Below are 22,137 nucleotides of genomic sequence, written 5' to 3'. Positions count from 1 at the left end.
CAGCCCTGGTAGCCGTCAGCCCTGGTAGCCGTCAGCGGCCGAGTTCCCGGATGACGTAAGCGCGCCAGCGGGCGGTGAACTCCTTCCGGCCGACGTCCAATACAGCGCGCAGGGCGGCGTCCGTGCCGGGCCGCTTCCCCCCGTTCTCCCGGCCGGCCCGCTTGTAGAGCGCCGTCAGCCGGTCCGCTCCCCACTGCTCGGCGATCATCCGGCAGGCCAGCCAGCCCCCTTCGTAGGCGCGGGCGAGCCGCGCGGGGTCGTTGCCGAAGCGGAAGTCGTCGTCGCCGGGGAGCGCGCGCAGCACGGAGTCCGCGCCGTGGCCCCCACTCGTGTCCGCGACCGCGCGGGCGAGTTCGGGTGCCGCCTGAAGGGGCGTCTGGTCCGACTCGCGGTATCCGGCCCAGTCGGCCAGCCCCTCGGACAGCCACAGCGGGGTGGCGGCCGTGGTCCGCTCGCGGGTGGCGACGTGCGTGGCCTCGTGGGTCAGGACGACTTGACGGCCCTCCTCGCTGAGCACGTCGTAGGCGTCCGGGTTGACGAGAACGCGGTCGGGGGGCGCGTCCTTCGCACCCGGGGCCCCGCCCGCCTCGCCGGTGGTGACCGCGGCGATGCCCTCGTACGAGGCGGCGGGCGTGTCCAGCAGCCGGGCCATCGACTTCAGGGACGCGGGCGCCTCCAGGACCAGGCGGCGCGACCACCCGTCCGGCCAGGCGCGGCCGACGGCGGGCACGGCGCGGTCGGCGGCCCGGGCGAGCGAGCGCAGCGTGGTGCGCCGGTGCCCGACGCCCAGCACCAGGCTGTGCGCGCCCTTCACCACGGACAGCGTGCCCTGCTCCCACACATGAACGGCACTGCCGGATGCCTCGGCCGAGACGCGCCAGGTGCCGTCGCGCCGGATGAAGCGCAGGCGCTCGGTGGAGGCGGTGGTGACCCGGTCGTACCCCCGCAGGCGGTAACGCAGCAGGGCCTCGACGGTGGCCCGGCCCCTACCGGCGGGGGTCACCTTGGCGACCTCGTAGGACCAAGTGGCCAGCGGCAGTCGGCGCAGGTTGTGGAAGACCCGCTGCCGCTCGGTGCGGTAGGTGTGCGCGCGGGGGTCGAGGGTGGCGAGGTAGCCGCGCTCGTCGCCCTTGCGGACGGCGGCGGCCTGGTGTGCCAGCACCGCCTGGAAGACGGCGTGCCCGGGGCCGTTCCGGCCCGTGGCGCCGCACGCGGCGAAGCCGGTGAGCCCCAAGAGAAGGGCGAGTGCGAGCATTCCGCTCAGCACTCGCCCCCGGCGCCCTGTGTGCGGGCGCGGACGATGCTCGCTCCGGCCGTCCCCGCCGTCCCGGCCCTCTCGTCCCTGCGTGCCCACGCGTCGATCGTACGTGCGCGGATGCGGAGGGGGACGAGCGCACGGACGGGGACGAGCGTGGGAGGGACGGGGACAGGGCCGGGACAGCGGCGGGCGGGGCGGCGATGGGGGGGCGGCGGCCGGGTCAGGGTCTGGTGACGGAGGAGACGGGCATCATGCCGACCGGGTCGTAGCGCACCGCCGCGCCCGGGTGGGGGGCGTGCACGACCTGGCCGCCGCCCACGTACATCCCGACGTGGCTGGCGTCGTCGCGGTAGACCACCAGGTCTCCAGGGCGGGCCTGGCTGAGCGGGACCTGCCGGCCGGCGGAGCGCTGGGCCTGGGAGGTGCGCGGGATGGACGTGCCCGCCTGGCCGTACGCCCACTGTGTGAGGCCCGAGCAGTCGAAGGCGCCGGGCCCCGTCGCGCCCCAGGCGTACGGCTTGCCCACGGCAGACCTGGCCGCGGCGACCGCTTCGGCCGCCCGCCCCGAGGAAGCCTTCATGCCGGAGCCGGGGGCGGCGCCCCCGGGGGCCTTCTTGCGGTCGCCGCCGCGCGAGGCGCGCTCGCGCTTGGCGCGCTCGTCGGGGGTGAGCCGGTTCAGCAGCCGCTGGGCGGCGCCCAGCTTCTTCTGGACGTTCCGCTTCTGGGCCTTGAGCGCGCTTTGGAGGCTGTCGAGCTGCTCCAGCTTCCCGGACGCCTCGCTGCGCTGCTGGGCGAGGACGCGCTGAGCCGTGCGGAGCTGGCGGAGCTTGACCAGCTGGCGGCTGCCGATGCGGTCGAGGGTCGCGGCCTTGTCGAGAAAGCCGTCCGGGTCCTCGGTGAGCATCAGCGCCACGGTCGGATCGATGCCGCCGCCGCGGTACTGCGCCCCGGCGAGGGCGGAGAGGGCGTCGCGCATGCGGTTGACCTTGGACTGGCCGCGTGCGACGGCGTCTTGGGTGTGCTCGACCTGGCGGCGCAGCTTGCCCGTGCGCTCGGCGACCGCGTTGTACTTCTCCGTCGCGCCCTCCGCCTGCTCGTAGAGCCGGTCGATGCGGGCGTTGACGGTGGCGGACGACGGCTTGTGGTCGGCGGGCTCGGCGCCCGCCGGTGCCGCTGGGGCGAGCGCGGATGCCGCGCCCGCCGCCGCTGCCGAGACCACGGTGACCCGGGTGGGCCAGCCGCGTCCGGGCTGCGGGGTACGTCGAGGGGACCGGTGCGATGCCACTGGAGGAGGCGGTCCTTCCGCTAGGCGAAGTTGCGCCCGCAGAATGTAGCCGCGTCCTTACAGAGGGTCCAAGGACCGCGCCTCGTCGGCGAATCGGCACGGTCCCTGTGCAAGTGGCCTACGGTGCAGGTCACCGGCCGGATTCGAAGGTCATCCGCACCCGGCCGGTTTCACCCGGAAGAACGACGTTTACCTCTCATCACACTGCCTGGTGATCAGGCGGAAACCCGCCGGAAGTTCAGGCCCGCACGCGGTAGTTCAGACCCGCACGCCGTACATGAACGGCATGTTGTTGATCGACTCGAAGCGCACGTTGGCACCCGGCTTGGGCGCGTGCAGCACCTGGCCGTTGCCCGCGTAGAGGCCGATGTGGTGCAGGTCGTCGTAGAACATCACCAGGTCGCCGACCTTGAGCTGGCTCTGGCTGGGGATCCTGGTGCCCGCGCTCGCCTGCGCCTGGGAGGTACGCGGCAGGGAGACGCCCGCCTGCTTGTACGCCCAGGAGGTCAGCCCGGAGCAGTCGAAGGAGCTGGGACCGGTGGCGCCCCACACGTAGGGCGAGCCGATCTTGGTCTTGGCGGCGGCGAAGGCGGCGCCCGCGCGCCCGGATCCCTTCGAGTTGCCCAGATCCGCCCGGTCGCTGGAGGCGCGGTCGGCGCGCTTCTGCTTGGCGGCGATCTTCGCGCGCTCCTTGGCACTCATGGAGTTGAGGAGCGACTGGGCCTTGGAGAGCTTGCCCTGGATCTTGCTCTTCTTGTCGCCCAGCTCCTTGCGGGTGCTGGCGAGGTCCTTCAGCTTGCCGGAGGCTTCCTTGCGCTGCTGGGCGAGGGTGCGCTGCTTGGCCTGGATCTTCTTGAGCGCCGAGGCCTGCTTGGTGCTCAACTGGTCCATGGCCGAGGCCCGGTCCAGGTAGTTGTCCGGGTCGGAGGAGAGGAAGAGCTGCACGGACGGGTCGATGGCGCCCGAGCGGTACTGCGCCGTGGCCATCGAACCGAGCTTGTTGCGCATCTTGTTGAGGTCACCCTGACCGCGCGCGACGCTGCCTTGGAGGTTCTCAACCTGCGTCTGGAGCTTGCTCTGCTTCTCCTTGGCGCCGTTGTACTTCTCGGTGGCCGCCTCGGCGTCCTCGTAGAGCTTGTCGACCTTCTCCTTGACGTCCTTCTTGGAGGACTGCGGATCGGCGTGGGCCGCCTGGGAGGTGAGGGCGACGGCTGCCGCTGCGGTCACCGTGAGGACGCTGACGCGTGTGCGGCTCGGCTGCTTGGGACGACGGTGGGACGCCACTGGGGCGAGCTCCTTCTTCCTCAGCCGCCTGCCGGTCGGTCACTTCCGGCTCCGCGTTCACTGCGACTGGGCGGTCTCAACTCGGCGGAACAAGGCGGTCCTCCGCTGTCACCCCGGGTAGGTGATCAACCGAGCGAAGGTTCGAGGCCAGACACTAGCCATGCCCATTGATCGGATCAAATCCCTCAGAGAAAAAGGCGCCCCACAAGCGCATTCTTTACTCAACACCCACAGCCAGCGAGCACGGGCTCACGGAGCGCTAACCGTGCAGGCTCCTACCGGCTCCCGTGCGCTCCAGTTGTGCGGCTCCGGTGCGGATTTCGCGCGGGCCTCGTCACGAGCTCCGGCGCGGGCCCCGGCGCGGGGTCGATCTCAGGTGCGCGCAAGGCGCTTGAGGAGCAGCGTGGAAGCGACCGGCCGGGCGCCCGCCGCGGCGCAGCCGTCGGCGACCTCGCGGTCGGAGGAGACCACCACCACGGGACGGCCCGGGGGTTCGGCGCGCACCAGACGGCGGATCAGCTCATCCGCGGTCTGCTTCGGCTTGGAGAACAGCACCCGCACCCCGCGCGGCGGCGCGAGCAGCACCGGCGCGGCCAGCTCGGCGCCGTCGAAGACACAGGTGGCCTCGGCCCCCGACTGGGCCGCCAGCACGGCGAGTCCGCCCAGCAGCCGCAGCCGCTGCTTCTCCAGCGGCAGCGCCGGATAGCCGGTCTTGGTGACGTTGTAGCCGTCCACCACCAGGTGGGCCTGCGGGAGCGCGAGGAGTTGGTCGAGCAGCGCGGGGTCGGTCTCCGAAAGGGCTCGCGCGGCCACGTCCTTGGGGGACATCCTGCCGGGCTCGACCGCCTCGACCGTATCCGCCGGGCGGCTCTCGGACGGCGGGAGCGCCAGCTCGCGGCGCAGCCCCTGCGCGGCGTCCAGCACGGTGTCGAGCAGCAGCTTCACGCGCATGTCCTCGACGCTGCGGCCCTCGCGCGCCGCGCGCCGGCCGGACTCCAGCGCCGTTTCGGCCTCGGCCAGGCGGGCCTTCAGCCGGCGGACCTCGCTGTCGGCCGCCGTCTTCTCCGCGCTCGCCGCGCCGCGTGCCGCCTCCAGCTCGCTCCGGAGCTTGCGCTGGGCCGCCTCGCCGCGGCGTACGTCGGCCTGGGCGCTGCGCAGCTTGCGCTGGGTGCCGTCGAGTTCCTTGCGCAGTGCCTCCAGCTCGCGCCGGCCGCGCTCCCCCTCGTCGCGGGCCGCTCCCCTGGCCTGGTCCAGCTCCTCGCGCAGCCGCGTCAGCTCCCGCTGGGCCTCCTCGCCCGCGCGCTCCGCCTGGGCGCGCTGGGCCTCCTCGCCCGCGGCGGCCACGAGCTTGGCCCAGCCCGCCGGACGCAGCACATAGGCCGCCGCCGCCACGTCCACCGGGTCGGCGGCGGGCGGCGGCGTTCCCTCGTCGAGTGCGGCCGACAACTCGGGAACCTGTTCTCGCAGCCGGGCGCCGATGCGCTGGCGGAAGGCGGCGTCGCTCTCCAGGGCAGCCGCCATGGCGTTGCCGCCGAACTTGGCGCGGCGCTGGGGGGTGAAGCGGGCGTACTGCCGCAACGGGGCGGGGAGTTCCGCGATGGTCAGCCCGCCGAGTGCCTCACCGGTGAAGGCGACGACCCTGTGCCGCACCTTCTCCGGCAGCGGCCGATCCAGCCCTTCCTCGCGGGGCTGCTCCTCCTCACGGGCCTGGTCCTCGCCGGGGGCCCGGCCATCCTCGCTCGAGGTGTCTTCCCCGGGCGGGGCGGGGGCCGCTCCCGCCTGGGCAGCCGAGGCCGACTGCTCGCGGTCACCACCCGTCCGTTCCACCACCGGTCACACCTGCCGTTCCTGAGTCCTCAGACCTCTGCGCTCGGCCGGTCCACCAGCTCGATCTGGTCCACCGCGTTGCACCAGCGGCAGCGCACGGACTCGATGCTCTCACTGAGCACCTCCCGCTCCTCCACCTTCGGCGCACCGGCCAGGTCCAGATGGACGTACTCCACCACCTTGCTGGAGCGCGTCACGTCGAACCGGGTCAGATTGCCGCACAGGGTGCAGCGCCAGCGGGTCTCGGCCGTGGGCGTGGGGACCGCCATCGTCTCGCCTCGTCTCATCGTTGGATCGCCCGGTCGGCTTCCGGGGACCGGGGCGACTTCGTACGGCACGTCGCGGACATGCAGCGCGGGCTCTCTTCCCTTAAACCCTACGGCCTGCGGACCGCCGCGTGTGTCGGGGAGTACGGGCCGACACCCAGCCGTCATGATCCGGGCCATGGACGCCACGGACCGCGCTGACGCGACGCCCCAGGACCGCGACCCGCACGGCGGCCACGGCCCGCACGAGGGGGCGCGGCCCCTGATGACCTACGCCCTCATCGGCTCCTGCTGCCTGATCTTCCTGACCGGGCCCGCCTCCGGCCTCGTCCGTTCCTACGGCACGGGTGCGGCGCTGCGCGAGGCCCAGTCGGACTACTTCAGCCGGTGGGGGGTGGTGCCCCACACGCTGCTGAGCGGCGCGCTCCGGCCGTTGACGGCGCCGCTGACCGCGCTGTTCCTGCACGGCAACTGGCTGCATCTGCTCGGCAACCTGCTCTTCTTGTTCGTCTTCGGCGGGCTGGTCGAGCGGCGGATGGGAGCGGCGCGCTTCGCGCTGTTCTACGCGGCCACCGGCTATGCCGCGATGCTCTGCTACGCGGCGGCACACCCCGGGTCCGCCGAGACGCTGGTGGGCGCCTCGGGGGCGATCTCCGCCGTCCTCGGAGCCTTTCTCTACCTCTTTCCCCGCGCCCGGGTCACCAGCGTCTTCCCCTTCCTCTTCTTCCTGCCACTGCGCTTCCCCGCCTGGGCCGTCCTGCTGTTCTGGCTGACGCTCCAGTGGCTGGCCGCGCGGCAGGACGGGGACGGTCCCGGCGTCGCGTACCTGGCTCATGTGGTCGGCTTCGCCCTCGGCTTCCTCTACGCCTGGCTGAGATACCGCCGGGCTAAGGTGACGGGGCCAACCCCGGCGTCAGAGGGAGAGACCCAGCCGTGATCACTTCGATCGTGCTCATCAAGACCAGCACCGACCGCATCCCCGAGATCGCCGAGCAGATCGCCGCTCTGGAGGGTGTCAGCGAGGTCTACTCGGTGACGGGTGCGCACGATCTGATCGCCATGGTCCGGGTGGCCCGCCACGACGACCTGGCGGAGGTGATCCCGGGCCGGATCAGCAAGGTGCCGGGGGTGGAGTCGACGGAGACCCACATCGCCTTCCGTACGTACTCGCAACACGACCTGGAGTCGGCCTTCGCCATCGGCCTGGACTCCTGAGCAGCCCCGCTCTCTGAGCACCTTGGTTCCTGAGCGGCCTTGACTCCTTGATGAAGGTTTCCTCATCCGGGCTTCATCCCGGGGGCGGGGTGCGCCGGGCAGCCTTCCCCGTATGGCCTTCTCCCACCGCATAGCGACTCTCGCCGCGGTGGTGGCGATCCCGCTGGGCATCGCCGTCACCAGTTACGCGCTCACCGACAGCCCGGACCCTCCCGAGCCGCCCGCGAAGGTCGAGCTGGAGAGCGAGGGACCGTCCGGCACCTCCTCGCCCGGCACGCCGGGCAAGCCCTCGGGCTCCGCCTCCCGGCCGCCCGGCGACGAGACGGTGCCCCGTCCGCCCGCCACCGACGAGCCGCCGGCCACCGACGATGCGAGCGACGATGACGGAACCGACGGCAACGACGACCGGGGCGACGACAAGAACGAGCGGGACGACGACGGTCCGGGCGACGACGGGTGAGGAGCCGCGGGGTCCGGGCCCGGCGAGGTCCACGGCACCGACCTGGATATCGGCGCGGGTCCGCATCCTGCTGTGGCTGCTGGCCGTCATGGCCGTGGCGCTCGGAGCGGTGGCCACCACCACCCGCTCGATCCTCGTCCGGGACGTGGAACACCGCGTGACGCGGCTGCTGGAGCAGGAGACCGGGGAGTTCGCCAACTTCGTACGGCGCGGCCGGGACCCGGAGACCGGGCGGCCCTTCACCGACGCCAGACGGCTGCTTCAGGTCTTCTTGGAGCGGCAGTACTCCGACCCCGACGAGGAGTTGCTCGGCGTGGTGCGCGGCAAGGTCATCCGGCAGGGCCGCGACATCCCCTCCGCCCTGCCGCTGCACCGGGACAAGGCGGCGCTGCGCCGTATCGTCTCCGGCGAGGCGCGCAGCGGCACCCTGCACAGGGCGCAGGGCGAGGTGCGCTGGGCGCGGGTGACCATCGAGCCGGGCGGCGGCGCACCGTCGGGCACCTTCGTGACGGCGCTCCACATCGACCGCGAACAGGCCGGGCCCGAGACGGTCTTCCGCGTCCTGCTGGCCATATCCGGCGTCGCACTGCTGCTGACCTGCGGCATCGGCTGGGCGGTCGCGGGCCGCATCCTGGCGCCCGTACGGCTGGTGCGCACGACGGCCGCACAGCTGACCGAGCAGGACCTGACGCGGCGCATCCCGGTGCGCGGCCGGGACGACATCTCGGCGCTGGCCGAGACCTTCAACGCCATGCTGGACCGGCTGGAGCGGGCCTTCGCCGGGCAGCGGCAGTTCGTGGACGACGCGGGGCACGAACTGCGCACCCCCATCACCATCGTCCGCGGCCACCTGGAGCTGATGGGCGACGGGCCCGAGGAGCGCGAGGAGACCGTACGGGTGGTCACCGACGAGCTGGACCGGATGAGCCGCATCGTCGAGGACCTGCTGCTGCTCGCCAAGGCCGAGCGGCCCGACTTCGTCACGCCCGAACCGGTGGAGCTGGCCGAGCTGACGGCGGACGTCTTCGTCAAGGCGCGCACCCTGGCCGAGCGCGACTGGCAGCTCGCACAGGTGGCCGAGGGCACGGTGCTGCTCGACCCGCAGCGGGTCACCCAGGCGATGGTGCAGCTCGCCCAGAACGCCGTGCAGCACACCGCGCCCGGCGCCCCCGTACGGATCGGCTCGCGGCGCCGCCCCGAGGAGGGCGCGGTGGAGCTGTACGTCGCGGACAGCGGGCCCGGGGTCAGCCCCCAGGACGCCGAGGTGATCTTCGAGCGGTTCCGCAGAGGCACCGCGCGGCGCGGCTCGCGGGGCAGCGGCGCGGGGCTGGGCCTCTCGATCGTCAAGGCCATCGCCGAGGGACACCCCGGCGGCCGGGTCGCCGCGCGGACGACCGACGGCGGCGGCGCCACCTTCGTCCTCCTCCTCCCGGACCACGCACGGGACGAGGCGGCGGACGGCGCCTCACGGGACGGCGCACACCGGACTCCAGGGGAGGAGCCATGAACCGGATTCTGATCGTGGAGGACGAGGCAAGGATCGCCGCGTTCGTCGAGAAGGGGCTGCGGGCCAGCGGCTTCACCACGACGGTGGCCGCCGACGGTGACACGGCCTACCACTACGCCCGCAGCGGCGGCTTCGACCTGGTCGTCCTCGACATCGGGCTGCCGGGCAAGGACGGGTTCACCGTGCTGCGGGAGCTGCGCGAGGCGCGGGTGACGGTCCCCGTGATCGTGCTGACAGCGCGGGACTCGGTGCGGGACACCGTCGCCGGGCTGGAGGGCGGCGCCGACGACTGGATGACCAAGCCGTTCCGCTTCGAGGAACTGCTCGCCCGGGTGCGGCTGCGGCTGCGTACGGCGGCGCGGGTGCCGGAGGTCACCGTGCTGCGCAGCGGAGAGCTGTCGCTGGACCTGCGCACCCGCAGAGCCCGCGCGGGCGGGCGCACGGTGGACCTGACGGCTCGTGAGTTCGTGCTGCTGGAGCTGTTCCTGCGCCATCCCGGGCAGGTGCTGGCGCGCGAGCAGATCCTCTCGCACGTGTGGGGCTACGACTTCGACCCCGGCTCGAACATCGTGGACGTGTATGTCCGGGCCCTGCGCAAGAAGCTGGGCGCCGAGCGGGTGGAGACGGTGCGGGGTATGGGATACCGGCTGCCGTAGGGGCTGGGCCGCCTTCGTGAGGGCCTGCGCGACGCCCCCTTCGTGAGGGCCCGCATGAAGTCGCCTTCATAACGCGCTCATTGGGGGCTCATACCCGGGCCGAAGACTCCTGTCCATGACAGCAGCGGCGCTCACTCTCCGGCAGGCGGTCCCCCTCTGTGTTCTCTGCGGGGCGCTGAGCGTGTGCGCGCTGCTCGCGGTGCCCGGCAACTTCGCCGGGCTGGGCGGGGACGCGCGGATCACGCTGGCCGTCTTCGTACTGGCGACCTGCGCGTGGATCGGCACCCCGATCGACGACACCTATATCGCGCTCGGCGCGGGGCTGGCGCTGGCCGCCACCGGTGTCATCTCCTCCGACACCCTCTTCGGCACCCTGGGCGACGCGACGGTGTGGCTGCTGATCTGCGCCTTCGTCCTCGCAGCCGCCGTCTCCCGGACAGGGCTGGCGGCGCGGGCCGCCGCGTTCCTGGTCAGCGGGGCGCGCTCGGTGCGGCAGCTGGTGCATCTGACGACGGCCGCGCTGGTGGTGAGCGCCTTCGCGATACCGGCGACCTCCGGCCGGGCCGCGCTGGCGCTGCCGGTCTTCCTCGCGCTGGCCGCCGTGCTGCGGGAGCGCCGCCGGCTGGTGGTGATGCTCGCGCTGCTGTTCCCCACCGTCATCCTGCTGTCGGCCGTGGCGACGCTGATCGGCGCGGGCGCGCATCTGATCACGGTCAGCGTGCTGTGGGAGTCGGCGGGCGAGCATGTCGGCTTCACCCAGTGGCTGCTGCTGGGGCTGCCGCTGGCCATCGCGTCCTCCCATCTGACGGCCGAGGCCGTGCTGTTGACGACCACGCGCCGCGCGGAGCGGCGCGGTGACGTCCGTATCACGGTCGAGGACATCCAGCGGCACTCGGAGGCCACCGTCACCGGGCCGCTCTCCCCGCCGGAGGCCAGGGCGGCGCTGCTACTGGTCACCGTCGTCGCGCTGTGGTGCAGCGAGCCGCTGCACGGGATCTCGCCCGCGCTGGTCGCGCTGACCGGCGCCGTGGTGGCCGCCTCACCCGCGCTGGGGACGGTGGGGCTGAGGGACGCGCTGAAGACGGTGCCGTGGTCGCTGCTGCTGTTCATGGCGGCGACCATGGCGATGGGACTCGCACTGTCCGACTCCGGCGCCGCGAGATGGCTGGTCAGCGGGCTGCCGGGCGGGGCCGCCGTGCCGCCGTGGGCGTTCCTCGCCGCCGTCGTGGTGGTGAGTACGGGGGCACATCTGCTGCTCCAGTCGCGCTCGGCGCGCTCCAGTGTGCTGGTGCCGCTGGTGGTGGCCGCTGCGGCGGGCGCCGGGGTCAACCCGGTCTCCGCCGCGCTCGCCTCGACCGCCGCCGCCGGTTTCTGCCACACGCTGCCCGCCTCCGCCAAGCCGGTGGCGCTCTTCGCCGAGGTGCCCGGCGCCCCCGCGCACACGCCGACGTACACACCGCGTGACCTGCTGCGGCTGTCGGCCGTGCTGGCGCCGCTGACGGCCCTGCTCGTACTCGCCTTCGCCCTCGCGGTCTGGCCACTGCTGGGCGTGCCCGTGCGGTGAGTCGCGCCTGCCTCTTCCCCGCCCCCGGCCCGTCCGGCCTTCCCCTCCCCCTTCCCCTCCCCCTTCCCCTTTCCCTCTCCCTGGAGTATCTGATGCCGTATCACTTCACGCTGGCCCCCAGCGGTTTCAAGGAGTCGCTGTCCGCCCGGCAGGCCGCCGAGTCCATGGCCGAGGGCATCCGCCGGGTCACCCCGGAGGCCACGCTCGACCTGATCCCGCTGGTGGACGGCGGCGAGGGTACGGCCGAGGCGCTGGCCCTCGCCACGGGCGGCCGGCTGCTGCCCCATGCGGCCACCGGTCCGGTCGGCGACCCGGTGCGGACGCACTTCGCGCTGCTGGGCCCGGCGGGCGGCCCCTCCCCGGGACCGACCCTGCCGACCTCCCTGCCGACCGCGGTGGTGGAGATGGCGGCCGTCGCCGGGCTGTCCCTCGTTCCCCCGAACCGCCGCGACCCGGGCACGACGACGACCTACGGGGTCGGGGAGCTGATCGGCGCGGCGCTGGACGCGGGGGCGCGACGCGTGCTCGTCGGCTGCGGCGACTCGGGCACCTCCGACGGCGGCGCGGGCGCGCTCCAGGCCCTCGGCGCGCGGCTGCTGGACGCGGCCGGCGCGGAGCTGCCGCGCGGCGGGCACGCCCTCGCCCTGCTGGACCGTATCGACCCCTCGGGCCTCGACCCGAGGCTGCGGGACACCGAACTCCTGGTCGCCTGCAACCCGTTCAACGTGCTGTGCGGGCCCTCCGGGGTCGCCCGCGTCTACGGCCCCCAGAAGGGCGCGACCCCCGCCCAGGTCGAGTCGCTGGCAGAGGGGCTGGACCGCTGGGCGGACGTACTGGAGCGGGACGTACGAGGACGACCCGCACAGCGGGAGGCCGAGCCGCGTACGGACCTGCGTACGGATTCACCTCCGGAGCCTCGTACGGACCTGCGTACGGCGCCGGGGACGGGAGCCTCCGGCGGCCTGGGCGCCGGCCTGGCCGCGCTCGGCGCACGGCTGCTGCCCCGCTTCGAGGTCCTGCTCGACCGCCTCGACCTGGATGCCCGGCTGGCCCGCGCCGATCTCGTCCTCACCGCCGAGGGCTCCCTCGACAGTCAGACGGCACGCGGCAAGGTCCCCGCCGAAGTGGCCCGCCGCGCGAAGGCGTTCGGCAAGCCCGTACTCGCGCTGGCCGGGACCCTGGGCGAGGGCGCCCACGAGACCCGCGCCACCGGCATCGACGCCTACGGCTCCATACTCCCCGCCCCGCTGGGCCTGGCCGAGGCCCTCACCCACGCGCCCGCGTATCTGGCCGACGCCACCGAACACGCCCTCCGCATGGTCCTACTGGGCACCCGCCTCCAGCCCCGCCCTCCTCATCCCCCTCGTCCCCCTCAGCCCTTCGCCGGCCTGCTGTCGAACCGGGCGGCCACGGCGGCGGAGGAACCGGTCCCGGAGGGAATCGGGTGGTCCTGGGCCGGAACGAGTCGGTAGCTTCGGGGGATGAGTGGGAGCGGGGCGGCGAGGACGAGTGTGCTGTGGCGGCCGGTGGGGCCCGTTGAGCTGGCACTGGTGCGGGAGTCGGGGTGGCGGGAGTGGCCGGCCCGGTTGCCGGAGCAGCCGATCTTCTATCCCGTTCTCAACGAGGACTACGCGGTGCGGATCGCACGGGACTGGAACGTCAAGCACGACGGGGCCGGCTTCGTGACGCGGTTCGAGGTGGAGTCGGAGTTCCTGAAGCGGTACCCCGTCCAGCAGGCGGGCGGGCGGACGATTCTGGAGCTGTGGGTGCCGGCCGAGGAGCTGGCGGAGTTCAACGCGCACATCGTCGGGCCGATCCAGGTGGTGCACGAGTTCCGGTGACGCGGGCTCCGGTGACGCGGGCTCCGGCGGCATGAGTTCCGGTGGGGCGGCGGCGGGAGGGCGTCGCCGCTACGCGCGCAGCTCGCGCAAGCCGTGCTCCAGCAGGGCGAAGGCGTGCTCGGCGTCGTCGACGGCCCCGGCGTAGCGCTCGCCTGCGGGCTCGCCGTAGGCCAGGGCTGTTCGGCTCGGGCCACGCCGTGCTGCTCGACCTCGCCGGTGTCGTCCCGGCGGGTCTCCGGCTCCCGGCCTCGGTCGACCTCGTCCGCGCCACCTGCCCCGACGGGGCCGGGAAGACGCGCGAACCGGGCGCCGCCGCCCTGCTCTTCCGTCCCGACGGCTACGTCTGCTGGGCCGCCGACGGCCCCGAGGACGACGCCGCCGCCTCCCGGAACACCCTGCTCCCCGCGATCAACGCGAGCCTGACGACTGCCTGATACGGCCTGCTACGGCCACCCCCCGGTGCGCCGGGGGGCTCAGTCCCGTACGCCCATCCCCGCCAGGAAGGCCGCGCCCGCCGGGGTCAGGCGGGTCTCGCTCCACACCAGGCGTTCCTCGCGGCGGGGGCCGTCGCGCACGGGCAGCACGCACAGGCCCGAGAGCTGGGAGACGAAGGTGGCGGGCAGCAGCGCGATGCCCATGCCGTTGCGGACGAGGGCCGCGAGGAACTCCCAGTGGGAGACCTCGAAGGCCACATCGTGGTGCAGTCCGGCGGCGGCGAAGGTCTCCTCGGTCTGGGCGCGGGCGTTGCTGCCCGCGGCGAAGTCGACAAAGGCCTCCTCCGCCAGCCGCGCCAGCTCCAGCGGCTTCCCCGCGCGCCCCGCGCCCTCCCGGGCCAGCGGGTGGTCGGGGGCGACCACGACGACGTGCCGGTCCTGGACCAGCGTGTGGCTCCTGACGCCCTTCGCGCGGAAGGCGGGGGTCACTCCGAGGAACGCCAGGTCCAGGGTGCCGCCGCGTACCTCCTCGACCAGGTCCTCGCTGCGCCGCGAGGTGAGTCTGATGCGCACCTGCGGATAGCGGTCGTGGAAGTCGCGGAGCGCGCGCGGCACATCGACGGAGGCGATGGTGCTGATGGCGCCCAGGGCGAGGGTGCCGCGGATCTCGCCGGTGGCCGCCGCGACCTCGGCCGCGGCGCGTTCGGCGGCCTCCAGGGACTGGCGGGCCGCCGGGAGGAACGCCTCGCCCGCGGGGGTGAGCCGCACCTGGCGGCTGTTGCGCTCGAACAGCCGCGCCCCCAGCTCCTTCTCCAGCTTGGCGATCTGGTGGCTGAGCGCCGACTGGACGACGAGGCAGCGCTCTGCGGCGCGCGTGAAGCCGCCGGTCTCCGCGACGGCGACGACGTAGCGGAGCTGCTGGAGTTCCATGCGCCCAGCGTACGAGACCCATCTCGTTCCACGATCGCTGGGATGACAAGGATGTGTTGGACTCATTGATATCCCGGGCAGCAGCCTGAGCACATGATGGATTCGGCACCACCTCACGCCGCACCACCCGATGCCCCGCTCCCCCTCCGGGAACCGGCGGACCGCGCGCCGCGCCGGGGCCTCCTCCTGCTGATGGCCACGGCCACCGGACTCTCCTGCGCGGGCAACTACTTCGCGCAGCCCCTCCTCGACCTGATCACCCGCGACCTGCACATCAGCAGCACCCTGGCGGGTCTGATCGTGACCGCCTCCCAACTCGGGTACGCGCTGGGCCTGCTGCTGATCGTCCCGCTCGGCGACGTGCTCGACCGGCGCCGCCTCGCGGTGACCCTGATGGCGGCGACCGCGCTCTTCCTCGCACTGACGGCCGCCGCGCCCAACGGCCCCGCGCTGCTGGCGGGAACCGTCGCGGTGGCGCTGACGGCGGTGGGCGCACAGGTCGTCGTCGGCTACGCGGCGGCGCTGGTGCCGGACGCGGCGCGCGGTCAGGCGGTGGCGACCGTGATGTCCGGCATCCTGCTGGGCGGGCTGCTCGCCCGCACCGTCTCCGGCGCGCTGGCCACGCTCGGCGGCTGGCGCACCGTGTACTGGGTCAGCGCGATACCCGTGGCGGTGATGGCACTGCTGCTGCACCGCTTCTTGCCGCGCGTCCGCCCGACGGCCCGGCTTTCCTACCCGGCCCTGCTGCGCTCGTCCTTCTCCCTGCTGCGCGAGGTACCGCTGCTGCGCCGGCGCTCGGCACTCAGCGCCCTCGCCTTCGCCTCCTACAGCGGCCAGATCACCGCGGTGACCTTCCTGCTCGCCCGCCCGCCCTTCGGCTGGTCGGAGGGGGAGATCGGGCTGGTGGGACTCCTCGGCGTCATCGGCGTGCTGGCGATGACCTTCGCGGGACGGCTCAACGACCGCGGCTACGTCCAGCACGTGACCGGCTTCGGCATCCTCACGCTCGGCGGCGGCTGGCTGCTGATGCTCGCCGGAGAACGCTCCCTGCCGTGGCTGGCGCTCGGCGTGGTGGCGCTGAACATCGGCCAGCAGGCGGTGCTCAACAGCAGCCAGACCGTGCTGTACGCGCTGCGCCCCGAGGCCCGGAACCGCCTCAACTCCGTCTTCATGACCAGCTTCTTCATCGGCGGCGCCACCGGTTCGGCCCTGACGGCCGTGATCTGGGCGCGCGGCGGCTGGAGCGGAGTGTGCGCCCTGGGAGCCGCGCTGGCGGCGGGCGCGCTGGCGCTGTGGGCACTGGAACGGATCGCCGCGGCGCGCGCCTGAGCCACGCGGCCGAACCGTGACGGCATATACATCAAGAGCTATATCGACACAGGGAGTTGAGCGGCATGACACTGCGCATCGCGGTCTTCGGAGCTGCGGGCAACGTCGGCAGCCGGGTCGTCACCGAGGCGCTCGCCCGGGGCCACGAGGTCACGGCGGTCGTCCGCGACCCCGTCCGCTTCCCCGCCCTGCACCCCTCGGCCGCGCACCGGGTGGGCGACGCGGCCGACGCCGGTGACGTGGCGGCGCTGAGCGACGGACACGACCTGGTCGTCGGCGCCACCCGCCCGGCGCCGGGCAACGAGGACGGGCTGACCATGGCCGCCCGGGGCCTGCTCGCGGGGACCGGCGCCACCGGCGTACGGCTGCTGCTCGTCGGCGGAGCCGGCAGCCTGACCGTGCCCGGCACGGGCGGCACGGTCCGCGCCGCCGACGACCCGCGCTTCGTGCCCCCGCAGTGGCGGGCGATCGCCCGCGCCTGCGACAAGCAGCTCGCCATCTGCCTGCATCACGCGCCGCCCCAGGCGGACTGGGCGTATCTGAGCCCGCCCGCGCTGCTGGAGCCCGGCACGCGCACGGGCCGCTACCGCCTCGGCGGGGACGAGCTCCTCCTGGACGCCGAGGGCCGCTCCGCGATCTCCATGGAGGACCTGGCGGTCGCCCTGGTGGACGAGGCGGAGCGGCCCGAGCACCACAGGGCCCGCTTCACGGTGGCCTACTGAACCCCGTGCCCCGGACCCCTGGGGGCAGAGCCGCGCTCAGGCAGCCACGTCCTGCGGGACGCAGCGGCCGTCCTCCGTACGGTAGTTCCAGCGCGCGCCGTCGCGGACCAGCTGCCGTACGGCGGCGACGAAGCGGTCCACGTGCTCGTCGGGGGTCCCGGCGCCGAAGCTGACGCGGATCGCGTTCAGCGAGCGCTCGCCGGGAGCCGCCTCCGGGGCGCCGCACTCGCCGGGGGTGTCCCCCTGCTGGCCGAGGAGGGTGCGCAGCAGCGGGTGGGCGCAGAAGAGGCCGTCGCGCACCCCGATGCCGTGCTCGGCCGAGAGCGCGGCGGCGAAGTGCGAGCTGTTCCAGCCCTCGACGACGAAGGAGAGCACCCCGACCTGGTCGGCGCCCTCTCCGAAGAGGGAGAGGACGGTGACCTCGGGCACGTCGGCGAGCCCCGCGCGCAGCTTGGCCAGCAGCTCCTCCTCGCGGGCCACCAGGCTGTCGAACCCGGCCTCGGTCAGGGCGCGGCAGGCCGAGGCGAGGGCGTAGGCGCCGATCACGTTGGGCGAACCGGCCTCGTGCCGCGCGGCGTTGGTGTGCCACTCCACGTCGACCCCGCCGTCGGTACGCCGCTCCACCCGGCGGCTGGCGCCGCCGCCCGCGAGGTAGGGCTCGGCCTCGCGCAGCCAGTCGGCCCGGCCCGCGAGCACCCCGGCGCCGAAGGGCGCGTACAGCTTGTGTCCGGAGAGGGCCACCCAGTCGACCTCCAGCTCCCCCAGGTCCACGGGCCGGTGCGGGGCGAGCTGCGCGGCGTCCAGCACGATGCGGGCCCCGTGCCGGTGCGCGGCACGCGCCAGCTCGCGCACCGGCCAGACCTCGCCGGTGACGTTGGAGGCGCCGGTGACGCACACCAGCTTGGGGCCGGCGGGCGCGCCGTGCAGCGCGGACTCCAAGGTGGCGACGGCCTGCTCGGGCGAGCGGGGCGCGTCCAGGTAGGTCACGTCGTGGCTGCGCCACGGCAGCAGTGAGGCGTGGTGCTCGGTCTCGAACACGAACACCCGGGTACCGGCCGGGAGCACGGCCGAGAGCAGGTTGAGGGAGTCGGTGGTGGCGCGGGTGAAGACGACCTGGTCGCCCTCCCGGCAGCCGAGGAACTCGGCGACGGCCTGCCTGCTCTGCTCGAACAGCTCGGTGGAGAGCTGGGAGAGGTAGCCGGCACCCCGGTGGACGCTGCCGTAGTACGGCGCGTAGGCGGCGATGTCGTCCCACACCCGCTGGAGCGCCGGGGCGCTGGCGGCGTAGTCGAGCGCGGCGTAGGTCACCTCGCCACCGGTCACCAGCGGGACGCGCACATCGCGGCCGAGGACGGCGAGGGGGGAGCCATGGGCGGCCGGGGCGGCGGGAGTGTTCGGGGCGTCCGGGGCGTCCGGGGCGGCGGAACAGGAGCCGCCGGGGGCCTCGACGGAGGAAGAAACCGGGGCAAAAGCACTGGCGAAGGACATGAGGTCTCCCATGAGCAGAGCGCGCGCACGGCGGAAACACGTACGGCGGTGAAGGTGAAGGTGGCGACGACTGCCGGAGGTACCGGCGATACGGATACCGGAGGTACGGAACCGGGGAAGGGGCCGAAGAGCCGGACCGGGAACGGTCCGACGGCCCTATCGCATTCGCTGGCTCACAGAAGACTCCCTCGTAGACCAGGGACCCTGGAATGAGGGACCCGCGCTTGCCGCGGACCTTGCTGTCCTACGGCCTGGTCATCACCCGGGGCACCCCGCCACGGACGGAGGGTTGCCGGACAGCGGGCCGGGGCCTTGATCGCTGTCGCTCGTGACCTGGTCGAGGAGTATGCCACAGCCCCCTGATCCCGCACACGGCCCCGTCCGCATGCCGGACAGGGCCCCTCGGGCCCATGACTCGTCGGACATCACCCCTGACGCCCAGCCCTTGACGCCCGCACTCGGACCCACACGCGCTTGCCCCCAGCGGTCGGCACATAGCCGAAGCCCTCAGCCATCTCGCGCCGACGCAAGCTCGGATCCGAGCTCAAGGCACTCCGCGAAGCAGCTGGCATCCCGGTCGACCGAGCAGCGAAGCGCATCCACGGCGACAACACGAAGATGAGCCGCCTGGAGACAGGCCGCCAGCGCATCACGCGCCTGGAGTTGGAGGCGCTGCTGGAGCTGTACGGGGTGAAGGACGCGCGCCTGCGCGAGGGGCTGACGGCCCTCTCAATCGAGGCACATAAGCGCAGTTGGTGGCGCCAGTACGGGGAGATGCTGGACCCCAGCTTCCAAGAGGCCCTGAGCATGGAGAGCGACGCGGAGCAGATCTGCGTGTTCGATCCGCAGCTCATCCCGGGACTCCTTCAGACGAGGGCATATGCGGCCACCGTAATCAGCCAGCTTCCTCCCCAACTGATCGACACAGAGGTCGAATCGCACGTGTCGGTTCGTCTGGCGCGGCAGGAAATTCTCGCGAGAGAGCGACCGCCGCACTACGTCTGCGTGGTGACGGAAAGCGCGCTGCGCCAGGAGATCGGGGGCCGGAAGGTCATGGCGGAGCAGCTATGGCATCTGACGAAAGTGAGTAAGCCGCCGCGTCGCACGATCCAGGTGCTGCCCTACGCCCAAGGCGTGCATCTGGGCTTGATGGGCGGATTCCTCATCTACTCGTATCCCGAACCCATGGACCTGGATGTGGTGAACGTAGAGTATTTGGATGGCGCTCTATACCTTGAGGACGATGCGCCGGTCAAGCGCTACAGGATGGCGTTTGACCAAATCCGGTCATCAGCTCTGTCCACGCGTCAGTCCATGAATCTGATCTCCGACATCGCGAGAGATCTCGACTCAGAGTGAAGGACCAAGGATCATGCTGCGACACATCACCGACGGCACCTGGTACACGTCCTCCTACACCAGCAATGCTGGCGCCAACTGCGTGGAGTGCCGACACCTCGGCGCAGCCACCGTCGCGGTCCGCGACTCCAAGAACCGCTCGCTCGGAGCATTCCACTGCGGTGCCGACGCCTGGACCGCGTTCATCAGCGCCCTCAAGGGCGCGGAGGCGCAACCGCAGGCGGCGCGAACTCACGTGTAGGGCAACCGAATTCAGCTTGAGTCATGAGGGCTGAGCCACTCAGCCGCACTCACCCCGCTACGCGGCCCGCCCGGCGCGAGCCACCCGCTCGGTCTCGGTGACGCGGCGCGCCAGCGTCTCCAGTACCGAGGGGTGGGCCGCGAGCGGCGCCGCCACCGTGTCGGCGCCGCTGGCCGCGAGGCGTTCGGCGAAGACGCCGGGGGCCAGCAGCCAGGTGGCGACGGCCACCCGGCGGGCGCCCGACGCGCGCAGCCGGGCGACCGTCGCGGCGACGGAGGGCTCGGCGGTGGCGGCCCAGGCGACGGGCACCGGGCGGTGCAGCAGGCGGCCCAGGAGCCCGGCCATGGTGTGCGCCTCGGCGCGGGCCTCTGGGTCGCTGGAGCCGGCGGCGGCGAGCACGACGCTGTCCCCCTCGCGTACGTCCGCCGCTGCGAGACGGTCGGCCAGCGCGGGCAGGAGCGCGGGATCGGCGCCCAGCGCGGGGGTCGCCAGCACCTCGGCGGCGCCCGCGCGGCGGACCTGTGCGGGGATGTCGGCCCGTACGTGGTAGCCGGACGCGAGGAAGGCGGGGACGAGGGTGACCGGTCCCGCGCGGCGCGCCAGCGCCTCGGTGACGGTGGGCCCGCGCACATCCGCGTACGCCACCTCCACCGGCCGCCGCAGCCGGGCCGCGAGGCCGCGCGCCAGCTCCCGTGCCGTCCGGGTGCCCTCGGCGCTGCGTGTGCCGTGCGCGACGAGCAGCACCTCGGCCCGGCCCCCGCCCCTGTCCTTGCCTCCGTGCCCGTACCCCTGCCCGTCCCGTTCTCCGCGCGGGGCGGTGCGCGCGAGTGCCGTCATGAACCCGTCTCCCCCGTCTCTCCTGTCTCCCGCATGTCTCCCTCGTCCGGCTCGCAGGCCGCCGCCGGGTCGAGCGCGATGCGGTAGCCCCGCTTGACCACCGTCTGCACCACGGCGGGCGCCCCGAGCGCCGTGCGCAGGCGGCCGACGGCGGACTCGACAGCGTGCTCGTCCTTGCCGCCGCCCGGCAGCGCGGGCAGCAGGTCGGTGGTGGAGAGCACCTGTCCCGGGCGGCGGGCCAGAGCGCGCAGGACGGCCATGGGACCCGGACTCACCGGCCGCAGCTCGCCGTCCAGCACGGCGGCGGTGCCGCGCACCTGGAGGGTGTGCCCGGCGGCGGGCAGGGTGGGCGCGGCGGCGGGCAGGCTGTCGCAGAGCCTGCGGACGAGGGCGCCGGTGCGGAAGCGGTCGGGCCAGTAGGCGGGGATGTCGCGGGCGAGCAGCGGCGCGGCGGTGACGGGGCCGACGCAGGCGACCTGGGTGCGCTCCCGCAGCGCGCGGGTCAGCGCCTCGCTCTTGCCGTGCTCCTCGGCGCGGGCGTAGAGCCCGGCGGCGGCCAGGGCGCTGGTGAAGGTGACGGCGTCGATGCCGTCCGCCAGCAGGGCGTCGAGGAGACGGTCGAGGGGGGCGGGGTCGGCGGGTCCGGTCCAGCGGTAGACCGGCACCGGTACGACCTCGGCGCCCGCGCCGCGCAGCGCGTCGATGAAGTCCCGCAGCGGTTCGCCGTGGAGCTGGACGGCGATCCGCAGCCCGGCCAGGTCGTCGCGGTCCAGCAGGCGTTCGAGGACCTCGGTGGAGGACTCCGAGGCCGGGGACCACGCCTCGCGCAGCCCGGCGGCGCGGATGGCGCCGCACGCCTTGGGGCCCCGGGCCAGCAGTTCGCCGGCGGCCAGCGCCCCGCGCAGCGCCTCGCCCTCGCCCCAGCCGTCCGCGGCCTCCATCCAGCCGCGGAAGCCGATGCCGGTGGTGGCGACGGCCACGTCCGGTGGGCGGGCCACCAGTTCCTTGGTGGCGTCGCGCAGTTCGACGTCGTCCGCCAGCGGGATGATGCGCAGCGCGGGCGCGTGGACGACCTCGGCGCCGCGCCGCTCCAGCAGCGCGCCCAGCTCCTCGGCCCGGCGCGCGGCGGTGACCGCGACGGTGAACCCCGCCAGCGGGGGAACGGATCCCGTGCGGTTCCGCGACGGGTCAGGTGCCGACACCGCGTCTCCTCTCAGCTGTAGCTTGCGTTCATCCTCGCCCGACCAGCGTTTCCACCGTGTTTCGCCGGGCCGAGACCTCGATCATTCCGCTGGTCAGCCGCACTTCGTGGACGGGGAGCCGGACGGTCTCGTCGTCCAGGCAGCGGCCGGTCGCCAGCTCGAAGGCCTCCTTGCCGAGGGGCCCGGTGACCACCGGGACGCCCTCGCGGTCGCCGACGATGCCGTGGCAGATGACGGGTGCCCCGCTGAAGGGGTCCAGATTCCCGACCGCGTACACCTCGCCGGTGTACAGCCGGAAGAGGGCGGCGGCGCTGCCGTCCGGCAGCAGCGCGGCGCGGCCCTGCTCGACGGGGAGGGCGTCCAGCGGGCAGACGGCGGACCAGTCCGTGCTGGAGCTGATGGGGCTGACAGCGATGGTCGACATGATGGTCA

The 22,137-nt window shown here is 73.4% G+C and carries 23 protein-coding genes and 1 riboswitch; of the genes, 13 read left to right on the top strand and 10 right to left on the bottom strand.

All coding sequences use genetic code 11. From position 1 onward, the window contains the following. Positions 1-31 precede the first annotated feature (31 nt). The 5 genes from OHB04_RS30870 to OHB04_RS30850 all read right to left on the bottom strand — a co-directional run bounded on the left by OHB04_RS30870 (position 32) and on the right by OHB04_RS30850 (position 5,923). Positions 32-1,354 carry a hypothetical protein gene (locus OHB04_RS30870; RefSeq protein ID WP_326808744.1) on the bottom strand — a complete coding sequence of 441 codons (1,323 nt, stop codon included), beginning with the start codon at positions 1,352-1,354 and terminating at the stop codon, positions 32-34. 124 nt (positions 1,355-1,478) lie between these two features. Next, entirely contained in the window at positions 1,479-2,543 is a 1,065-nt protein-coding gene (locus tag OHB04_RS30865; RefSeq protein ID WP_326690910.1) for a C40 family peptidase, read from the bottom strand. 258 nt (positions 2,544-2,801) lie between these two features. After that, entirely contained in the window at positions 2,802-3,827 is a 1,026-nt protein-coding gene (locus tag OHB04_RS30860) for a C40 family peptidase (protein ID WP_326690909.1), read from the bottom strand. A 372-nt stretch (positions 3,828-4,199) separates the two neighbouring features. Further along, the gene (locus OHB04_RS30855) at positions 4,200-5,501 is read right to left on the bottom strand and encodes an NYN domain-containing protein (RefSeq protein ID WP_326693001.1); all 1,302 of its coding nucleotides are present in this window, start codon (positions 5,499-5,501) and stop codon (positions 4,200-4,202) included. Positions 5,502-5,683: 182 nt separating this feature from the next. Then, on the bottom strand, positions 5,684-5,923 hold the full coding sequence (locus OHB04_RS30850; protein ID WP_326693000.1) for a hypothetical protein: 240 nt from the start codon (positions 5,921-5,923) through the stop codon (positions 5,684-5,686). Positions 5,924-6,098: 175 nt separating this feature from the next. Between OHB04_RS30850 and OHB04_RS30845 the strand changes: the two genes are divergently transcribed. The 9 genes from OHB04_RS30845 (at position 6,099) to OHB04_RS30805 (ending at position 13,597) form a co-directional block, all read left to right on the top strand. Continuing rightward, the gene (locus OHB04_RS30845; protein ID WP_405803247.1) at positions 6,099-6,857 is read left to right on the top strand and encodes a rhomboid family intramembrane serine protease; all 759 of its coding nucleotides are present in this window, start codon (positions 6,099-6,101) and stop codon (positions 6,855-6,857) included. After that, the gene (locus tag OHB04_RS30840; protein WP_326690908.1) at positions 6,854-7,135 is read left to right on the top strand and encodes an Lrp/AsnC family transcriptional regulator; all 282 of its coding nucleotides are present in this window, start codon (positions 6,854-6,856) and stop codon (positions 7,133-7,135) included. Before OHB04_RS30845 ends, OHB04_RS30840 begins: the two co-directional genes overlap by 4 nt. Positions 7,136-7,247: 112 nt before the next feature. Next, positions 7,248-7,595, top strand: coding sequence for a hypothetical protein (locus OHB04_RS30835; protein ID WP_326690907.1), 348 nt, complete (start codon positions 7,248-7,250; stop codon positions 7,593-7,595). Between the two features lie 88 nt (positions 7,596-7,683). Further along, positions 7,684-9,102 carry a sensor histidine kinase gene (locus OHB04_RS30830; protein WP_326692998.1) on the top strand — a complete coding sequence of 473 codons (1,419 nt, stop codon included), beginning with the start codon at positions 7,684-7,686 and terminating at the stop codon, positions 9,100-9,102. Further along, positions 9,099-9,758 (top strand): response regulator transcription factor, encoded by a 660-nt coding sequence (locus OHB04_RS30825; RefSeq protein WP_326808743.1) that lies wholly within the window; start codon positions 9,099-9,101, stop codon positions 9,756-9,758. The genes OHB04_RS30830 and OHB04_RS30825 overlap by 4 nt, the downstream gene beginning before the upstream one ends. Positions 9,759-9,873: 115 nt before the next feature. Continuing rightward, a complete protein-coding gene (locus OHB04_RS30820) occupies positions 9,874-11,322 on the top strand; it encodes an SLC13 family permease (protein ID WP_326808742.1) in 1,449 nt (482 codons plus the stop codon). A 92-nt stretch (positions 11,323-11,414) separates the two neighbouring features. After that, positions 11,415-12,794 carry a glycerate kinase family protein gene (locus tag OHB04_RS30815; RefSeq protein ID WP_326690904.1) on the top strand — a complete coding sequence of 460 codons (1,380 nt, stop codon included), beginning with the start codon at positions 11,415-11,417 and terminating at the stop codon, positions 12,792-12,794. A 9-nt stretch (positions 12,795-12,803) separates the two neighbouring features. Further along, positions 12,804-13,163, top strand: coding sequence for a hypothetical protein (locus OHB04_RS30810; protein ID WP_326690903.1), 360 nt, complete (start codon positions 12,804-12,806; stop codon positions 13,161-13,163). A gap of 197 nt (positions 13,164-13,360) precedes the next feature. Beyond that, on the top strand, positions 13,361-13,597 hold the full coding sequence (locus tag OHB04_RS30805; protein ID WP_405803248.1) for an aromatic-ring hydroxylase C-terminal domain-containing protein: 237 nt from the start codon (positions 13,361-13,363) through the stop codon (positions 13,595-13,597). A gap of 39 nt (positions 13,598-13,636) precedes the next feature. On the opposite strand, the gene OHB04_RS30800 is transcribed toward OHB04_RS30805, so the two are convergent. Further along, positions 13,637-14,527, bottom strand: a complete 891-nt coding sequence (locus OHB04_RS30800) for a LysR family transcriptional regulator (RefSeq protein WP_326690902.1) — start codon at positions 14,525-14,527, stop codon at positions 13,637-13,639. A gap of 192 nt (positions 14,528-14,719) precedes the next feature. On the opposite strand from OHB04_RS30800, the gene OHB04_RS30795 reads away from it, so the two are divergent. Together OHB04_RS30795 and OHB04_RS30790 are read left to right on the top strand one after the other, a co-directional pair. Then, positions 14,720-15,856 (top strand): MFS transporter, encoded by a 1,137-nt coding sequence (locus OHB04_RS30795; RefSeq protein WP_326808741.1) that lies wholly within the window; start codon positions 14,720-14,722, stop codon positions 15,854-15,856. 71 nt (positions 15,857-15,927) lie between these two features. Continuing rightward, on the top strand, positions 15,928-16,578 hold the full coding sequence (locus tag OHB04_RS30790; protein WP_326692997.1) for an NAD(P)-dependent oxidoreductase: 651 nt from the start codon (positions 15,928-15,930) through the stop codon (positions 16,576-16,578). A 36-nt stretch (positions 16,579-16,614) separates the two neighbouring features. Here OHB04_RS30790 and OHB04_RS30785 read toward each other — a convergent pair whose 3' ends face one another. Further along, entirely contained in the window at positions 16,615-18,066 is a 1,452-nt protein-coding gene (locus tag OHB04_RS30785) for an aminotransferase class V-fold PLP-dependent enzyme (RefSeq protein ID WP_326690900.1), read from the bottom strand. Between the two features lie 215 nt (positions 18,067-18,281). After that, positions 18,282-18,400: riboswitch (SAM riboswitch) on the bottom strand. A 179-nt stretch (positions 18,401-18,579) separates the two neighbouring features. Here OHB04_RS30785 and OHB04_RS30780 point away from each other — a divergent pair. Both OHB04_RS30780 and OHB04_RS30775 read left to right on the top strand, forming a co-directional pair. After that, positions 18,580-19,425, top strand: coding sequence for a helix-turn-helix domain-containing protein (locus OHB04_RS30780; protein ID WP_326692996.1), 846 nt, complete (start codon positions 18,580-18,582; stop codon positions 19,423-19,425). A gap of 13 nt (positions 19,426-19,438) precedes the next feature. Then, the gene (locus tag OHB04_RS30775) at positions 19,439-19,666 is read left to right on the top strand and encodes a DUF397 domain-containing protein (protein WP_326808740.1); all 228 of its coding nucleotides are present in this window, start codon (positions 19,439-19,441) and stop codon (positions 19,664-19,666) included. A gap of 57 nt (positions 19,667-19,723) precedes the next feature. On the opposite strand, the gene OHB04_RS30770 is transcribed toward OHB04_RS30775, so the two are convergent. Genes OHB04_RS30770 through nirD form a run of 3 tightly spaced genes read right to left on the bottom strand, consistent with a single transcriptional unit; the run spans position 19,724 to position 22,129 of the window. After that, positions 19,724-20,503: a sirohydrochlorin chelatase gene (locus OHB04_RS30770; RefSeq protein WP_326690898.1), complete on the bottom strand. Its 780-nt coding sequence runs from the start codon at positions 20,501-20,503 to the stop codon at positions 19,724-19,726. Then, positions 20,500-21,705: a uroporphyrinogen-III synthase gene (locus OHB04_RS30765; protein ID WP_326690897.1), complete on the bottom strand. Its 1,206-nt coding sequence runs from the start codon at positions 21,703-21,705 to the stop codon at positions 20,500-20,502. Before OHB04_RS30765 ends, OHB04_RS30770 begins: the two co-directional genes overlap by 4 nt. A gap of 28 nt (positions 21,706-21,733) precedes the next feature. Next, on the bottom strand, positions 21,734-22,129 hold the full coding sequence (gene nirD, locus OHB04_RS30760) for a nitrite reductase small subunit NirD (RefSeq protein WP_326690896.1): 396 nt from the start codon (positions 22,127-22,129) through the stop codon (positions 21,734-21,736). Positions 22,130-22,137 lie beyond the last annotated feature (8 nt).

This window comes from Streptomyces sp. NBC_01775, assembly GCF_035917675.1.
Classification (GTDB): Bacteria; Actinomycetota; Actinomycetes; order Streptomycetales; family Streptomycetaceae; genus Streptomyces.
The sequence above is the reverse complement of the archived record's forward strand: the minus strand, read 5'-3'. Positions and strand labels throughout refer to the sequence as shown.

Excerpts from the sequence above, each read along its gene's own strand:
- OHB04_RS30850 (WP_326693000.1), bottom strand. The coding sequence starts at position 5,923 with ATGGCGGTCCCCACGCCCACGGCCGAGACCCGCTGGCGCTGCACCCTG.
- OHB04_RS30845 (WP_405803247.1), top strand. The coding sequence starts at position 6,099 with ATGGACGCCACGGACCGCGCTGACGCGACGCCCCAGGACCGCGACCCG.
- OHB04_RS30835 (WP_326690907.1), top strand. The coding sequence starts at position 7,248 with ATGGCCTTCTCCCACCGCATAGCGACTCTCGCCGCGGTGGTGGCGATC.
- OHB04_RS30830 (WP_326692998.1), top strand. The coding sequence starts at position 7,684 with ATGGCCGTGGCGCTCGGAGCGGTGGCCACCACCACCCGCTCGATCCTC.
- OHB04_RS30825 (WP_326808743.1), top strand. The coding sequence starts at position 9,099 with ATGAACCGGATTCTGATCGTGGAGGACGAGGCAAGGATCGCCGCGTTC.
- OHB04_RS30820 (WP_326808742.1), top strand. The coding sequence starts at position 9,874 with ATGACAGCAGCGGCGCTCACTCTCCGGCAGGCGGTCCCCCTCTGTGTT.
- OHB04_RS30815 (WP_326690904.1), top strand. The coding sequence starts at position 11,415 with ATGCCGTATCACTTCACGCTGGCCCCCAGCGGTTTCAAGGAGTCGCTG.
- OHB04_RS30810 (WP_326690903.1), top strand. The coding sequence starts at position 12,804 with ATGAGTGGGAGCGGGGCGGCGAGGACGAGTGTGCTGTGGCGGCCGGTG.
- OHB04_RS30800 (WP_326690902.1), bottom strand. The coding sequence starts at position 14,527 with ATGGAACTCCAGCAGCTCCGCTACGTCGTCGCCGTCGCGGAGACCGGC.
- OHB04_RS30795 (WP_326808741.1), top strand. The coding sequence starts at position 14,720 with ATGGCCACGGCCACCGGACTCTCCTGCGCGGGCAACTACTTCGCGCAG.
- OHB04_RS30785 (WP_326690900.1), bottom strand. The coding sequence starts at position 18,066 with ATGTCCTTCGCCAGTGCTTTTGCCCCGGTTTCTTCCTCCGTCGAGGCC.
- OHB04_RS30775 (WP_326808740.1), top strand. The coding sequence starts at position 19,439 with ATGCTGCGACACATCACCGACGGCACCTGGTACACGTCCTCCTACACC.
- OHB04_RS30770 (WP_326690898.1), bottom strand. The coding sequence starts at position 20,503 with ATGACGGCACTCGCGCGCACCGCCCCGCGCGGAGAACGGGACGGGCAG.
- nirD (WP_326690896.1), bottom strand. The coding sequence starts at position 22,129 with ATGTCGACCATCGCTGTCAGCCCCATCAGCTCCAGCACGGACTGGTCC.